The sequence below is a fragment of the Corallococcus sp. NCSPR001 genome (assembly GCF_017309135.1).
Classification (GTDB): domain Bacteria; phylum Myxococcota; class Myxococcia; order Myxococcales; family Myxococcaceae; genus Corallococcus.
Genome location: NZ_JAFIMS010000002.1, coordinates 2,828,946 through 2,843,785 on the forward strand (window position 1 = coordinate 2,828,946; position 14,840 = coordinate 2,843,785).

Genomic DNA, 14,840 nt, shown 5'->3' on the forward strand with positions numbered 1-14,840 from the left:
AATCCGCATCCCGCTTCCGGACACGGGCGCACGTGCCTTGCCGCACCCTGTCAGCGCGGCCCGACATCCACCCCGTCCCGCCGGAGGCCTCAGCTCGCGCGCGAGCGCTTGCGCCGGGTGGCCAGCGCGACGAGCGCCAGCCACGCGAGCGGGGCCACCGGGGCCGCGCCGCAGCCGCAGCCGGAGTCGTCCTCGGGCAGCGGATTGCCCGTGCCCGCGTCCGGGTTCCCCGTGCCGGCGTCGGAGGTCCCCGTGCCCGCGTCAGCGCCGGCATCCGGCTCGCCCTGCGCCGCCTCCGTGGTGATGCTGAAGGCCTGCTCAGCGTCCGGAGGCACGCCGTTGGTCGCCCGCACGAGCACGTCCACGGTGCCCGCCGCCGACGGCGTCCAGGTGATGAGGCCGGTGGTCGCGTCGATGCTCATGCCCGGCGGCACCGAGCCCTCCAGCGAATACGTGGGCTGCGGCCGGCCCACCGCCTCCAAGTCGTAGCGGTACTCGACGCCCTCGGTGGCGGTGGTGATGGGCGTGGAGGAGATGGTCGGCTGGAGCGGTTCGTCATCCGCCTCCACGGCCTCCAGCGTGCGCGCGTCCAGGCCGGGCAGGGCGAGTGTGATGGTGGCCGTGCCGTCCACGGTGTCCGCGTCCTGCGCTGCCTGGAGCGTGACGGTCTGCGGCGTGTTCCAGTTGGATGTCGTGAACGCGAGCATGGCCGCGGAGGTCACGGTGAGGTCCGGATCCCCCTGCGTCTTCGCCACGGTGACGGTGACGTTCGAAGAGGGGCGCTTGGACAGGGACACCTCGAACGTGGCCGTGCCGCCCTCGGGCACGGAGAGCCGGGAGGTGGACAGCACCAGCCGGGCCGCATTGGAGTCGATGGTGGTGGCCACCACCGACTCCGTCGTCAGGCCCTCGGAGGCCACCGTGAAGGTGGCGACGTCCTCGTCCTCGTCCTCGTCCACCACCGACTCGAGCACCACGACCCGCGGCGCGCTCCAGTTCTGCGCGGTGAAGCTCAGCGTGTCACTGCCTGCCACGCGCAGGTCCTCGGAGCCGCCCAGGGCCCGCGCCACGTTCACCGTCACGGCCGAGGTGGGCGCCTGGGCCAGGCGCACGGTGAAGGCCGCGCGTCCGCCCTCCATCAGGCGCAGGTTGAGCCCGGACACAATCAGCTTCTGGCCGGTGGCCGTGGGCGTCACCCGGCGCACCACGCCGTTGGTGTACCCCAGCGCGTAGAGCGCGCCGTCCGGCCCCACGCTCATGTCCACGTTGGCGGCGAAGCCCGTCCCCCACGCGTCCACCGTCGCCACCGAGTTGTCCGCCGCCAGCGTGGCGCGCGTCACCTGGGCGCTGTTGAAGTCGCCAAAGAAGTAGTTGCCCCGGTACTCCGGCGGGAAGAGCGTGGCGTCGTAGAAGACGCCGCCGGTGATGGAGCCGCCCAGCGCCTGCGTCGTCACGGTGCCCCCGCCACTGGTGGCGTCCGGCAGGCCCGGCTGGGCCACGGTGAAGGTGGTGGTGGTGGGCGCGTTGTTCGCGCTCGCGACGTAGAACTCGCCGTTGAAGCTCGTGTCGCCCACGCCCTCGAGCGTGAGCTTCTCCCCCTTGCGAAGGCCGTGCGGCGTGGTGGTGGTGAAGGTGGTGACGCCCCCGCTGCGCACCGCGCCCGTGGCGGTGACGTTGCGCGAGTCAAAACCGTTGGTGCGGTACTTGATGACCGGGGTGATGTAGTCGTTCCCGACGGGCTGGTTGTTCTCGTAGTCGTTGTAGCCGGCGTGGCTGCGCCGGTTCACGACGAGGACCTGCTCGTAGCCATCGCCCACGTCGTTGACCCACAGGAGGCCGGTGGTGGGCTGGAACGTGAAGGTGAAGGGGTTTCGCAGGCCGCGCGCCCAGATGTATTCGTTGTTGGGGCCCACGCCGTCGTTGAACGGGTTGTCATTGACAGGCGTGCCGTCCAGGTTGGCGCGGCCCACCTTGGCCGCCAGCGACGTCAGGTCCGCGTCCACGCCGGAGCCGTTGCCCAGGTCGCCAATGGCCCAGTAGAGCTTCCCGTCCGGCCCGAAGCCCAGCCCGCCGCCGTCGTGGTTGTTGCCCGCCGTGGGCAGCCGCGTGACGACCTCCGTGCGCGCGATGCCCGTGCCGTTGGAGTCCGTGTAGCGGACGATGCGCTGCTCGGAGGCGGAGACGGTGACGAAGAAGTAGACGTACCGGTTGACCACGTAGTTCGGGTCGAACGCGATGCCGATGAGGCCGCACTCGCTGTTGGTGTGGACCGTGGGCTCCGTGGCGAACGTGCTCGTCACCAGCGTGGTGGTGCCGGCCTCCGTCTCCAGGACGCCACCCTTCATGGCCACCGTCCGCACGACGCCGTTCTTCAGTGTGACGAACAGGCGCCCCGAGCCATCCGGAGCCCACGCCATGCCGGTGGCCGGCGTCAGGCGGCTGGACGAGTAGGTCGTCTCCACGAAGCCCGCCGGCACGGCGGCCCGGGCCGGCGCGGACATCATCAGGAACAGCAGTGAGGCCATGAGGGGGGTACGCATGGCCTCGAACCTACAGCACCCCGAGTAGAGCCCGTCGCCCTACCGCGTCGCGGTGAAGTTCCGCTTGATGTGGCACCTCAGGCTGTTGTCCTCGGAGGTTCCAATCAGCTCGTACTCGCCCGTGATGACCGAGGTGTCGGTCTCCGTCTCGGGCGCGGGCGTGGCCACCGCCGACTTGATGCTGCCGGAGTACGTGCGCGTGCTCGTCACGGACTTCGTCCCGTACAGTGTGAGCGGCCGGTCGGCCTCGTCGAAGTCGTAGTCGCCCGACAGTTTCATGCCGTCGAGGCCCGCCGAGACGGTCCGCCCGGAGCGCGTCAACTCCAGCGGCCCCGTGGGCAGGCCGAGCCCCAGCGTCTCGCAGACCTCCCCAGGGGGTGATGTGTCCGCGAACTGGAGCGTGTAGGTGCCCCCGATGGCGCAACCGCTCTCACAGACAGAATAGTTACTGCCACCACAGCCCGGGTTCCCCATGCCGCTGCCCATCGTCATCATGGCCACGGCGAGCAGCACCGGGATGCGGAGGAACGTCACGGCCTTCGGGGAACGGGCGCTGCGCGGGGATTCGATGTGCATGAAGGACTCCAGGTGGAACGGGAAGGCGTCAGACTAGCCAACGCCTGCCCGTGTCCGCACCTGGGGTCCGTGATGCTTCACGCCACGGCGTGGCGCGTTACAGCGTCGCGTTGCCGGACACCACCTCGGTGAACTTGCAGGGGATGTCGCTGGAGAGCGTGGCGCAGGTGGACGGCTGCGCCGGGGTCCACGTGGTGGCGTTCAGCTTGATGGCCGCCTGCGCACGCTGGCGGTAGACGCCCGCCGCGTAGGGCGTGGGGTTCGCCGTCTGGCCGCCGAAGTCCGTGTTCGTCTCCGGCCAGCAGCTGCGGCTGCCCGGGATGGCCGTCCAGGTGACCGTGCCCGTGCTGCTCACCGACCGCTGCTCCACGATGGAGCAGATGTAGATGATGGGGTAGTCCTGGTCGCAATCCCAGGCGGAGGCCTGGGCGCTGATGGGACCCCCGATGTCATACGTATAGGGCTTCGTCGCTTCGACCACGCACGTCGTGCCGGGGATGGCCTTCGTCACCTGTGACTGGACCTGCGCGATGTCGCCGCCGGCGGGGGCCGGCTCCGTCGCTTCCGGGGCGGGGCCACAGGCGCTGAACGCAAGGGCCGCCACGGCGAGGCTGCACGTCTTGAACTTGAACATGGGGGAGTGTCTCGGGGGATGTGAGGCTTTGGACGCCGTCCCCGCCCATCGTTTGAATCCCAGGCATATTCCTGGGTTCCAGGTGAGCGGAGATTAGCGCGCCAGCAAGGTAAAGCCTTTCATCCTCCGCCGTCCACCCACGCGGAGCGCGGGGGCGTGGGGAGCACGCCCCGTGAACTCAGGGCCTGCGGGACGCCACGGCGGGCGCTGCGCTCATCGCCTGGCTGAGCTTCCGGGCACCCTCCGAGAAGGCCCCGCGCGCGAGCTCCTGGCCGGAGATGCCCAGCACCTGGGCGAACACGCGGTTGAACCCCTTCTCCAGGCCCATGGACTTGTGGGGTTCACCCTTGGAGTCTGCGACCATGTAGAGCGACGAGTCCAACTCGGCGGGCGGTGCCTCGCCCTTCTGGCGGTACAGGTCCTTCATGGCGGCGAGCGACTCGTCGTGGCTCTTGCGGATCTCCCCGCGCGCCATGCCCTTGAAGAGGCCCGGGACGTCACGCAGGTCCACGTGGATGACGACGATGGGCTTCTTCTCCCGCACGGCGTAGATGAACTGGGAGGCGCGCTGGCGCAGCTCCTCCTTGGTGCTCTTGTTGGCATACAGCACCAGCGTGGGACGGCCCTGCCCGATGGGGACCTCCTTGCCGAACACGTCCTTGAGTTCAGCGGCGCTGGCCGGGAGTGCTCCCAGCAATCCGAGCAGGCAGGTCAGCACGGCGGTCTTCTTCATCATGCAGTGGCTCCAAAAGGTGAAGAGTCGCAATGGGTCCACCAACATCGCCATGTCCACCCTGAATCCCGGCCGATGAATTCAATCCGTCCCTGGTGAAGAGGGGCCGACGTAGCGAGCCCTGGGGCGCAGCAGATGGCCCTGCTCCCGCTGTTCCAGCACGTGCGCCACCCAGCCCGCCGAGCGCCCCACCGCGAACACCGTCGCCGCCGCGCCCTTGGGCAGCCCCAGCGCCTCCGCCAGCATCACCAGCCCCACCTCCATCGAAGGGGCGGGATGTCCCGCGTCGCGCATCACCTGCACCAGCGCGGAGCCCACGCGCACCGCCTTCGCCTCCGGGCGCAGCTCCCGCGCGGCCAGGATGAGCGGGGGCGTGCGTGGGTCTCCCTGGGGATACAGCCGGTGGCCGAAGCCCGGCACCGACCCGCCCCGGTGCACGTACGTGTCCACCACCTCCTTCGCCCGCTCCGGACGGCCCACCTCCGTGAGGAGCGCCTCCACGCGGTCGCACGCGCCCCCGTGCCTCGCGCCTGAGAGCGCCGCCATCGCCGCGCCCACGCACGCGTACAGGTCCGCGCCGGAGGAGGCCGTCACCCGGGCGGCGAACGTCGACACGTTCAGCTCATGGTCCGCGCAGAGCACCAGCGCCTGGTTCAATGCTTCCGGCGCGTGAGATGAGCGGGCGTCCCACGCGTGCGCCAGCGAGTCCGCCACCGTCCGCTGCCTCAGGGCGGAGGCCACGCGTTCCGGCGCCCGGGCCGCGCACACCCACGCCGCCAGGTGACGCAGCAGGCTCCGGGCCCGCTCGAGTTCTTGAGCCGGTGGCGCGGCGAAGCGCACCGCGTCCCGCGCGCCCAGCAGGGACACCAGCGTCGCCAGCACCTTCGCGGGAGGCGTGCCCTGGGGAAGGAGCGCCGCCAGCGCGGCGGGAGGGAAGGGGGCTCGCGGCGTGGGCCACGTCGTGTCCCGGTGTTTCGGCAGCGCGCCGGACCAGAGCAGCTCCGCCACGTCCTCGAAGGAGCGCCCCTTCGTGGCCAGCTCCACCGCGGAGTGGCTTCCCCGGTAGGCCAGGCCCTTGGCCTCCACGCGCGACACGGCGGAGTCGATGACGGGCTCGCCCCAACGCAGCGCTCCGGCCGCCACCGCCGCGTGTCCGGCCCTCGCGTCGTGGCGGACCTTCAGCCGCTCCAGGTCCGCGCGTGCGTAGCGGTTCTCCTTCGTCCCCTGCACCGGCACGCACCGCACCAGTCCGCGGCTCACGTAGGTGTAGAGCGTCGCGAGCTTCACGCCGAGCAGCGCCGCGGCCTCGCTCGCCGGCACCAGGGCTTCCTCTCGCTCAGGTCGATGGTCGAATCGAGATTGAGAGCGTCCACCGCGGCGTCTATCCATGCTCCATCCACCTCCTGGAAAGAGAGTGTCGGCGCGGCGCGTGGCCGCTGTCGACGTGTCTTTCCTCCAGGGACGCGTGGAGCCCTGAACCCTGGAGGACATGCCATGCAGGTGGACTTTGGCCGCACGTCGGAGGACTACGCCCGGCACCGCGCCGGCTTTCCGGAGGCCTTCTTCGAGCGGCTCCTCCGTGAAGGCATCTTTCATCCGGGCCAGCGCGTGCTCGACCTGGGCGCGGGCACGGGCACGCTCGCGCGGGGACTGGCGAAGCGCGGAGGGGATGTCACGGCGTTGGATCTCTCGGCGTCCATGCTGGATTCGGCCCGCCAGCTCGCGAGCGACGAGGGTCTGTCCATCGACTTCCGCGTGGCGCCAGCGGAGCGGACCGGCCTGCCGCCGGGGTCCTTCGGGCTCGTCACCGCCGGGACGTGCTGGCATTGGTTCGACCGCGCCGCCGCCGCCCGCGAGGCCTTCCGCGTCCTGGCGCCAGGGGGACGGCTGGTCATCGCGCACTTCGACTGGCTGCCTTTGCCGGGCAATGTCGTGCAGGTCGTCCACACCCTCATCGACACCTTCAATCCCTCCCAGGTCGCGCCCTACGTCGAGTTCGGGCACGACGCCGGCATCTACCCGCGCTGGTTCCAGGACGTCGCCATGGCGGGCTTCACCGGCCTGGAGTCCTTCTCCTTCGACACCGTCGTCCACTACTCCCGCGAGGCCTGGATGGGGCGGGTGCGCGCCAGCGCCAAGGTGGGCCCGGTGCTTTCGGATGAAGAGGCCGCCCGCTTCGACGCCGCGCACGCGGAGCTCCTCGCGGAGCGCTTCCCCCAGGCGCCGTACGCCGTGCCGCACCGCGTGTTCGCCCTGGTGGCCACGCGGTGAGTGACAGAAGTGGAGGCCCGGGGTGTTTGAACCGCCAGCACTTCGCTGGAGGCCAGAGACCATGGGCATCACACTGGACCGTCGCTCCCTCATCCAAGCCAGCCTGGGGCTGACCGGGGGGCTCGCGCTCCTCCGGGGCGCTCCGGCCGCGGCGGCCACGACCGCATCTTCCGCCTCGTCCGCCACGCCGGGTGACGAGCCCCGGCCCTGGTGGGAGCTGGGGCTGATGGCGGACCCCATCATGGAGAGCCAGCTCCTGCACTTCCTGGCCGGGACGTACAGCGCGCAGTCGGACATCAGCGAGGTGCTGGAGACGGCGACCCGCATCGTCGCGGGGGATGACTGGAGCTGGCCCAACGAGTGGGTCGCGACCGCCGACCGCATCCGCGCCATGGGCGACGTGAGCCTGTCCCGCCGCCACGCCATCAGCGCGGGCAATGCCTACCTGCGCGCCGCCAACTACTACCGCGCCGCGCTCATCCACCACCCCGAGCCTGGCCACCCGAGCGTGGTCGCCACCGGGCGCAAGGCGGTGGACGCCTACAACAAGGCGCTCCACCTGCTGAAGATCCCGGGCACGCCCGTGCGCATCCCGTACGAGGGCACCACGCTGCCCGGCTACTTCTTCCGCGCGCCGGGCGCCCGGAGCATCGCGCCGCTGCTCATCTTCCAGCAGGGCCGCGACGCGTGGCCGGAGGAGTCCAAGTACGTCATCGACGCGGCGCTCGCGCGGGGCTACCACTGCCTCATCGTGCACGCGCCCGGCCAGGGCATGGCCATCCGCGAGCAGGGGCTGCCCTTCCGCCACGACTGGGAGAACGTCATCCGCCCGGTGGTGGACTTCGCCCTGTGCATCGCGGGCGTGGACTCGCGGCGCATCGCGCTCCTGGGCTGGAGCATGGGTGGCGCGCTGGTGCCGCGCGCCGCCGCGTTCGAGCGGCGCATCAAGATCCTCATCCCCAACCCCGGCGTCCTCAACTGGGGCGAGTCGTCCTTCGAGCAGTTCAACATGTACTTCCCGGAGCTGATGCCGCTCCTGGACAGCAACCCCCAGGCTTTCGACGCGGCCATGGCCCAGCTGATGGAGCAGGTGTTCCTCTACCGCTGGTACATGAAGGACTCGATGTCCAAGCACGGCGTGAGCACGCCCTCGGCCCTGCTCTTCGAGCTGCGCCGGTTCAACAACGAGCCCATCGTCCACCGCATCCGCTGCCGCACGCTGGTGATGGACGGCACCGCCGAGGCCTTCTCACAAGGCCAGGCCCGGCTGCTCTTCGACGCGCTGGAGTGCCCGAAGGACTACATGCTCTTCACCGCCCAGGACACGGGGCTCCTGCACTGCCAGGAGGGCGCGCAGGCCGTGGCCAACCACCGCATGTTCGACTGGCTGGACGAGTACCTCTAGCGCCGCGTCATCGCAGGCTGCTGCCCAGCACGACGCGGAAGACGGCCTCCACCTCCTGCGCGTCCACGCCCAGCTCCCGGGCCCACGCCCGGCGCACGGCGAGCAACGTCTCCGTGCGAGCGGGCTCGTTCCCGGCCTCCTGCGTCCGGCGCTGACGGCGGGACAGCTCCTCGCGGCGGGCGAGCAGCTCCACCAGCTCGCGGTCGAGCGCATCGATGTGCTCGCGCGGCTCGCGGGGCGCGGGGGCTTCCGGTTCCAGCCCGGGCACTGCGACGCCCGCCGCCTCGGGCGCCTGGGCCACCGTGGGCGTTGTCTCCAGGTCGCGGTGGATGCCCTGGAGCGCCGTGAGCAGCTGCCCTCGCGCCTGTGTGGCGAAGGGGTTCTCCTGCTGGATGGCGTTGAAGAGGTGGCCCGCGTCCGCGCGCACGGTTTCGATCGTGCGCGACAGCGCCTTGAAGCTGGCGGGCGCGAAGGGCACGTCCGCCGCCGCGCCGGAGTCCACCATCCCCTTGGCCACGAAGAAGGTGAGGGCATGCGTGCGCGCCATCACCTGGTCATGGCCCTCCGGCGTCTGCTCAATCACCTCGCAGCCCAGTCCTTCGTAGAAGCGCCGGGCTCGCGGGGCGGCCTCCGGATGCAGCGGGTTGGGGCAGAGCACGACGCGCATGGGGCGCTCGGCCATGGCCAGGCTCAAGGGGCCGAAGAGGGGATGCGTCCCCACCCAGGGCACCTGGGCGCCCAGCACCTCCGTCAGCGCCTCCACGGGCTTCACCTTCACGCTGCCCACGTCCAGCACCAGGTGCTCCGGCCTCAAGTGGGGCCGCAGGGAGCGCAGCACGTCCCGCATCTGGGGCACTGGCACCGCCACCACCACCAGCTCCGCCCCTTCCAGCAGCTCACGCACCGAGTGCGCGCGGAGCGGCTCCGGGATGTCCGCCACCGGGTCCAGGGCCCGGTGCTCCACGCCCACCGCCTCCAGCAGCGTTCCCAGCGCGCGTCCAAAACGTCCGTAGCCCACGAGTGCGACATGCGACATGCACCGGAGTCTACGCGGGCACGGGGCCATGAACGACCGCCGGATCCCTCGGGATGAGGGACCCGGCGGAGGACGACCTGCCAGGACGGGAGGACCTGGGACTACCGGGCGCGAACCATCTCCGCCGTGAGGCAGGAGGGGGTCGTCTCCGGGATGACGAAGAAGGGCTGCGGGCGGCTCAGGCCCTGGGTCGTGCCCAGCCAGCCGTCGCCAATCTGCCCGGCGCCGTCGTACACCAGGGCCAGCCAGTCATGCTGAGACGCCGGGAAGGTGTCCAGGGTGTCGAAGTCGCGGTTGAGGTCCAGGGCGTAGGACGTGGTCTGGATGACGCCGTTGTTGTTGAGGTCCAGGTTGGCGCTCGCGGTGCCCGCGACCTGGACGCCCTTGATGCGCACGCCGATGTGGGCCAGGTCCGCCTCCGTGGTGGGGGCGACGGGCGCGAAGGCGGACGTCTCGTTGAGGGACGACTCGCTGACGGCGGCCACCCGGACGCGCGAGTAGTCCAGCACGTTGTCCACGCCGTCGATGCGCAGGCCGACCGTCTGGTACTCGTAGTTCATCACGCTCAGGTAGTTGGCCTTGTAGTTGGCCCCGTCGTTGCCGCCGTGCTGCAGGCCGATGTTGTGCCCCAGTTCGTGCATCAGGGTGCCCGCCTGCTGGAGCTCCGTCCCGCCCGCGGGGAACCAGCTGCCCAGGGTCACGATGAGGTCATGGCCGGGGATGCCGCGGGACAGGCCGCTGGAGGTCGTCCCGCCGTAGGTGTTCGCGAACAGGGCGTAGTGGAAGAAGGGCGCCCGGCGCGACGCGAAGTACTTGCTCTTGATGCTGTCGACGCCCACCCACCCGGTGTCCAGGTTGGAGATGGCGTCCGCGGCGGCGATCTGCGAGTCCAGCACCAGGTGAAGCGCGATGCCGGTGGAGCCATTGGGGTTGGACACCGGCGCGTTGGCGAAGGCCGTCGTCACGCGGTCCAGCACGGCCTGGCTGGGCTTGCGGTCCGCGTAGTAGTCCACCTCCACGAAGACGTCCTTCTTGCGCGGATCCGCGCCCCAGTAGTGCAGGTCCACGCCGCCGTAGCCGTACAGCTCCGCCAGGTCACTGATGCGGTCGCCGTCCGTGTCGGAGCTGTTGGGGTTGGTGCCGTAGCGGGCCTCGGCCGCGTCGCAGATGCCGTCGCCGTCGCTGTCCGGCGCGAAGAGCGCGCACAGGTACACGGGCTGCACGGCGGAGACGTCATAGCTGTTCCCGTCCTGCGTCATCGTCTCGTACTTGGGCCGGTGGTAGACGGTGACGGTGCGGTAGCCCGTGCGCGAGTAGACGAGCCGCAGGGCCTCCTCGCCGGAGGCCGGCAGGATGATCTGGATGTGGTCCTCGCCGTTGTGGTTGCCGTACGCGTCGAAGACGTAGAGGCCGGACGAATCCGTCTTCTGGAACGTGGGGTTGGTCCCGCAGCCGTTGCCGGAGCAGATGCCGGAGGCGACGGTCACCGTCACGTCCTGCACGGCGCTGCCGGACGCCGCGTCGTAGATGTAACCGTAGACACACCCATTCAGACCGACGAGCGCCATGGACGCCGTCAGCAGGCTCTTGTGAAACGTGGACATACGTCCCCCTCGGGAGGAGTCAGGGGCTGGCTTCTGGCGCCAGCCGCCACATCTACGGCGGGCGTGGCGGATATTCTTTCGGGGATTTATTTCCGGGTCCGGAACACGGTGGAGGCCGCCGGGTTGACAGCGGGGGCTGTCTGTCTTACTCCTGTCTCATCATGAGGCCCGTCAACATCCATGCCCTGCCTGTCCTGAGCGCCTTCGCGCCGGCGGCGGACGTGCGCCTCGCCCCCCGTCACGAGGTCCTGCTCGATATTTGAGCAGGCGGACCGGAGTCCTCCGGTGCGCGCGTGGCTGGTTGCCCGTGCACCGTGAGCTCCGTCTCCGCCCGTCCCCTCCCTGGGGGTGCCTTCGTGTGTCCTCGCGCCTTTGCCGTGGCGGCCTGATGTGCCGCCAGGGGCCCCGTGTGCGCGTGCGCGCCTGAAGACAGCCACCGGTCCATTCCTCTCATCCAACCGGCGTCTCAATCCAATACACACCCGCGGGCCCTGCTGCCCGGACGGGAACGGGAGTCTTCCATGTCTCGCACCACGCGCATCGAGCGGTACCGCAACATCGGCATCATGGCCCACATCGACGCGGGCAAGACGACGCTCACCGAGCGCGTCCTCTTCTTCACCGGCCGCATCCACTCCACGGGAGAGGTGCACACGGGCTCCACGGAGATGGACTGGATGGAGCAGGAGAAGAAGCGCGGCATCACCATCACCTCCGCGGCGACGACGGCCTTCTGGCAGCCGCGTCACGGGCGTGAGGCGGGCGTGCCCCACCGCATCAACATCCTGGACACGCCGGGCCACGTGGACTTCACCATCGAGGTGGAGCGCTCGCTGCGCGTGCTGGACGGCGCGGTGGCGGTGTTCGACGCCAGCCAGGGCGTGGAGCCGCAGTCGGAGACGGTGTGGCGCCAGGCGGACCGCTATGGCGTCCCGCGCATCGCGTTCATCAACAAGATGGACAAGGTGGGCGCGGACTTCGCCCTGAGCGTGCAGTCCATGGTGGACCGGCTGGGCGTGCGCCCGGTGGCCGTGCAGTGGCCCGTGGGCGACGGCGCGGACTTCCAGGGGCTCGTGGACCTGGTGCGCATGCGCTGGGTGCGCTTCCAGGGCGACGACGGCGGCTTTGACGACGGCGCGCCCGTGCCTCCGGAGTTGATGGAGGCGGTGCTGCCGTACCGCATGCGCCTCATTGAAGTCTGCGCGGACCTGGACGCGGGCGTGATGGAGAAGTTCGTGGACGGGCGGGTGGAGGACATCACCGCGGAGGAGCTGGAGCGCGCGCTGCGCTCGGGCACGCTTTCGCGGACGCTGGTGCCGGTGCTGTGCGGGTCGGCCTTCAAGAAGAAGGGAGTGCAGATGCTCTTGGATGCGGTCGTCAGCTACCTGCCGTCCCCCGCGGACGTGGCCGCCGTGGAGGGCTTTGCGCCCGTCACCGGCGAGCGCGTCAGCCGTCCCGTGTCGGACTCGGGGCCGCCCACCGCGCTGGCGTTCAAGCTGATGAGCGACAAGGCCGTGGGCGGCATCGTGTTCCTGCGGGTGTACTCGGGCACGCTGCGCGCGGGCACCGTGCTCCTCAACCCCGTCAGCGGACGCAAGGAGCGGGTGGGGCGCCTGATGTTCATGCACGCCAACCGCCGTGAGGAGGTGGCGGAGGTGCACGCGGGCGACCTGTGCGCGGCGCTGGGGCTCAAGGGCGTGCGCACGGGCGACACGCTGTGCGACCCGGAGGCGCCGGTGGTGCTGGAGGCGTTGAACGTGATGGAGCCCGTGGTGCAGCTCGCCGTGGAGGCGCGCTCCCCCGCGGAGCTTCCGAAGCTGGAGGAGGGCCTGCAACGGCTGGCGGCGGAGGACCCGTCGCTGCGCCTGGGCGTGGACCCGGAGAGCGGCCAGGTGCTGCTGTCCGGCATGGGTGAGCTGCACCTGGAGGTGGTCGTGGACCGGTTGAGGTCGGAGTTCGGCGTGGAGGCGCGCGTGGGGCAGCCGAAGGTGGCGTACCGCGACACGCTCGGGGGCGCGGTGCGCCAGGAGTACCGCCACGTCCGCCAGTCCGGCGGGCCGGGGCAGTACGCGCGCGTGGTGCTGGACGTGGGGCCGGCGCCGCGAGGGGCGGGGCTCGTCTTCGTGGACGCCACGAAGGGCGGCTCCATCCCCCGTGAGCTGGTGCCCGCCATCGAAAAGGGCGTGGCGGGCGCCATGGCGAAGGGCGTGCGCGAGGGCGTGCCGCTGGTGGACGTGGAGGTGCGGCTGGTGGATGGGGACACGCACGTGAAGGACAGCACGCCGCAGGCCTTCATGGTGGCGGGCTCGCTGGCGCTTCAGGAGGCCGCGCGGCGCGTGGGCGTGCAGGGGCTGGAGCCGGTGATGGAGGTGGAGGTGGTGACGCCGGAGGAGTTCCTGGGCGACGTGCTGGGCGACCTGGCGTCGCGGCGGGGGCGGGTGCTGGGGATGGAGGCGAAGGGGACGGCGCGGTGCGTGTCCGCGCGTGTGCCCATGGCGCGCCTGTTCGGCTACGTGACGGCGCTGCGCGGCCGCACGCAGGGACGCGCCGTGGCGAGCATGCGCCTGGGGACGTACGAGCCGGTGCCGGAGCCGGCCGCTGCCCTGGCGGCCGAGGCGCGGGCGTGAGGTGGCGGCCCCGGGCTTCCCGAGGAGGGAGGCCCGGGGCCGTGCTGTCTTCGCGGAAAATCGGACCCCGTGTCGATTTCCGGGGCGCCCGTTCGACGTGCATTTGATTGAGTTCGCGCCGTGACGATGTCCAAGGCGCAGGCCGCGGTGCACGCGGTGTGGAGAATCGAGTCCGCCCGGCTCATCGCCGGGCTTGCGCGCATGGTGCGCGACGTGGGGCAGGCGGAGGAGCTGGCGCAGGAGGCGCTGGTCGTGGCGTTGGAGAAGTGGCCGGTGTCGGGCGTGCCGGAGAACCCGGGCGCGTGGCTCATGGCCACCGCGAAGCGCCGCGCCATCGACGAGATGCGCCGTCACAAGCTGCTCGCGCGAAAGCACGAGGAGCTGGGGCATGGGCTGGAGGAGGCGGAAATGCCAGACCTGGACGCGGCCCTGGACGACGACGTCGGCGACGACCTGTTGCGCCTCATCTTCACGTCCTGCCACCCGGTGCTGTCCCCGGAGGCGCGGGTGGCGCTCACGCTGCGGCTGTTGGGTGGCCTGACGACGGATGAAATCGCCCGCGCGTTCCTGGTGCCGGAGCCCACGGTGGCCCAGCGCATCGTGCGGGCCAAGCGCACGCTGGCGGAGAAGGGCGTCCCCTTCGAGGTCCCCCACGGCGCGGAGCTGGCGGAGCGGCTCGCGTCGGTGCTGGAGGTCGTCTACCTCATCTTCAACGAGGGCTATGCCGCGACGGCGGGCGACGGCTGGATGCGGCCGGAGCTGTGCCTGGACGCGCTGCGCCTGGGGCGCATCCTCGCGGAGCTCGCGCCGGGCGAGCCGGAGGTGCACGGGCTGGTGGCGCTGATGGAGATTCAAGCGTCGCGGTCCCGGGCGCGGGTGGGGCCCTCGGGGGAGCCGGTGCTGCTCCTGGAGCAGAACCGCGCGCTGTGGGATCAGCTGCTCATCCGCCGCGGGCTCGCGGCGCTGGAGCGCTCGGAGAAGGCGGGGCCCGCGGGGCCGTACACGCTGCAGGCCTCCATCGCCGCGTGCCACGCCCGGGCGCGCACGCCGGAGGAGACGGACTGGCCGCGCATCGCGGCGCTCTACGCGGTGCTCGCGAGGCTCACGCCATCGCCGGTGGTGGAGTTGAACCGCGCCGTCGCCCTGTCGATGGCGTTCGGACCCGCGGTGGGGCTGGAGCTGGTGGATCAGCTCGTGGCCGAGCCGTCGCTCAAGCACTACCACCTGCTGCCGAGCGTGCGCGGCGACCTGCTCCAGAAGCTGGGGCGCCTCAAGGAGGCCCGGGCGGAGTTCGAACGGGCGGCGTCGCTCACGCGCAACGCGAAGGAACAGGCGCTGCTGCGCGCGCGGGCCGCGGCCTGCTCGAGCGAGAAGCCGTCGTAGTCCCGCGCGCCACGGTCGCGGCGACGTCCGC

General features: G+C 70.8%; 11 protein-coding genes. 4 read left to right on the forward strand and 7 right to left on the reverse strand.

Features of this window, described 5'->3' with window-relative positions:
- Window positions 1-89 precede the first annotated feature (89 nt).
- The 5 genes from JYJ93_RS13750 to JYJ93_RS13770 all read right to left on the reverse strand — a co-directional run bounded on the left by JYJ93_RS13750 (window position 90) and on the right by JYJ93_RS13770 (window position 5,803).
- Entirely contained in the window at window positions 90-2,540 is a 2,451-nt protein-coding gene (locus JYJ93_RS13750; RefSeq protein WP_206790917.1) for a PQQ-dependent sugar dehydrogenase, read from the reverse strand.
- Window positions 2,541-2,579: 39 nt separating this feature from the next.
- Complete coding sequence (locus JYJ93_RS13755) at window positions 2,580-3,116, reverse strand: hypothetical protein (RefSeq protein ID WP_206790919.1); 537 nt, start codon at window positions 3,114-3,116, stop codon at window positions 2,580-2,582.
- Window positions 3,117-3,213: 97 nt separating this feature from the next.
- Entirely contained in the window at window positions 3,214-3,750 is a 537-nt protein-coding gene (locus JYJ93_RS13760) for a hypothetical protein (protein ID WP_206790921.1), read from the reverse strand.
- Between the two features lie 178 nt (window positions 3,751-3,928).
- On the reverse strand, window positions 3,929-4,486 hold the full coding sequence (locus tag JYJ93_RS13765; RefSeq protein ID WP_242543793.1) for a hypothetical protein: 558 nt from the start codon (window positions 4,484-4,486) through the stop codon (window positions 3,929-3,931).
- A 78-nt stretch (window positions 4,487-4,564) separates the two neighbouring features.
- Window positions 4,565-5,803 (reverse strand): citrate/2-methylcitrate synthase, encoded by a 1,239-nt coding sequence (locus JYJ93_RS13770; protein WP_269012780.1) that lies wholly within the window; start codon window positions 5,801-5,803, stop codon window positions 4,565-4,567.
- Between the two features lie 174 nt (window positions 5,804-5,977).
- Here JYJ93_RS13770 and JYJ93_RS13775 point away from each other — a divergent pair, with 174 nt between their 5' ends.
- Together JYJ93_RS13775 and JYJ93_RS13780 are read left to right on the forward strand one after the other, a co-directional pair.
- Window positions 5,978-6,754 carry a class I SAM-dependent methyltransferase gene (locus JYJ93_RS13775; RefSeq protein ID WP_206790924.1) on the forward strand — a complete coding sequence of 259 codons (777 nt, stop codon included), beginning with the start codon at window positions 5,978-5,980 and terminating at the stop codon, window positions 6,752-6,754.
- Between the two features lie 61 nt (window positions 6,755-6,815).
- A complete protein-coding gene (locus tag JYJ93_RS13780; protein ID WP_206790926.1) occupies window positions 6,816-8,159 on the forward strand; it encodes an alpha/beta fold hydrolase in 1,344 nt (447 codons plus the stop codon).
- Between the two features lie 7 nt (window positions 8,160-8,166).
- Here JYJ93_RS13780 and JYJ93_RS13785 read toward each other — a convergent pair whose 3' ends face one another.
- Together JYJ93_RS13785 and JYJ93_RS13790 are read right to left on the reverse strand one after the other, a co-directional pair.
- Window positions 8,167-9,195 (reverse strand): prephenate dehydrogenase/arogenate dehydrogenase family protein, encoded by a 1,029-nt coding sequence (locus JYJ93_RS13785; protein WP_206790929.1) that lies wholly within the window; start codon window positions 9,193-9,195, stop codon window positions 8,167-8,169.
- 101 nt (window positions 9,196-9,296) lie between these two features.
- The gene (locus tag JYJ93_RS13790) at window positions 9,297-10,799 is read right to left on the reverse strand and encodes a hypothetical protein (RefSeq protein ID WP_206790931.1); all 1,503 of its coding nucleotides are present in this window, start codon (window positions 10,797-10,799) and stop codon (window positions 9,297-9,299) included.
- 521 nt (window positions 10,800-11,320) lie between these two features.
- Here JYJ93_RS13790 and fusA point away from each other — a divergent pair.
- Both fusA and JYJ93_RS13800 read left to right on the forward strand, forming a co-directional pair.
- On the forward strand, window positions 11,321-13,426 hold the full coding sequence (gene fusA / locus JYJ93_RS13795; RefSeq protein WP_206790933.1) for an elongation factor G: 2,106 nt from the start codon (window positions 11,321-11,323) through the stop codon (window positions 13,424-13,426).
- 126 nt (window positions 13,427-13,552) lie between these two features.
- The gene (locus JYJ93_RS13800) at window positions 13,553-14,809 is read left to right on the forward strand and encodes an RNA polymerase sigma factor (protein ID WP_206800293.1); all 1,257 of its coding nucleotides are present in this window, start codon (window positions 13,553-13,555) and stop codon (window positions 14,807-14,809) included.
- Window positions 14,810-14,840 lie beyond the last annotated feature (31 nt).

Bases quoted from the DNA above. Each gene is read 5' to 3' on its own strand.
- JYJ93_RS13750 (WP_206790917.1), bottom strand. From the start codon at position 2,540: ATGCGTACCCCCCTCATGGCCTCACTGCTGTTCCTGATGATGTCCGCG.
- JYJ93_RS13755 (WP_206790919.1), bottom strand. From the start codon at position 3,116: ATGCACATCGAATCCCCGCGCAGCGCCCGTTCCCCGAAGGCCGTGACG.
- JYJ93_RS13760 (WP_206790921.1), bottom strand. From the start codon at position 3,750: ATGTTCAAGTTCAAGACGTGCAGCCTCGCCGTGGCGGCCCTTGCGTTC.
- JYJ93_RS13765 (WP_242543793.1), bottom strand. From the start codon at position 4,486: ATGATGAAGAAGACCGCCGTGCTGACCTGCCTGCTCGGATTGCTGGGA.
- JYJ93_RS13775 (WP_206790924.1), top strand. From the start codon at position 5,978: ATGCAGGTGGACTTTGGCCGCACGTCGGAGGACTACGCCCGGCACCGC.
- JYJ93_RS13780 (WP_206790926.1), top strand. From the start codon at position 6,816: ATGGGCATCACACTGGACCGTCGCTCCCTCATCCAAGCCAGCCTGGGG.
- JYJ93_RS13785 (WP_206790929.1), bottom strand. From the start codon at position 9,195: ATGTCGCATGTCGCACTCGTGGGCTACGGACGTTTTGGACGCGCGCTG.
- JYJ93_RS13790 (WP_206790931.1), bottom strand. From the start codon at position 10,799: ATGTCCACGTTTCACAAGAGCCTGCTGACGGCGTCCATGGCGCTCGTC.
- fusA (WP_206790933.1), top strand. From the start codon at position 11,321: ATGTCTCGCACCACGCGCATCGAGCGGTACCGCAACATCGGCATCATG.
- JYJ93_RS13800 (WP_206800293.1), top strand. From the start codon at position 13,553: ATGTCCAAGGCGCAGGCCGCGGTGCACGCGGTGTGGAGAATCGAGTCC.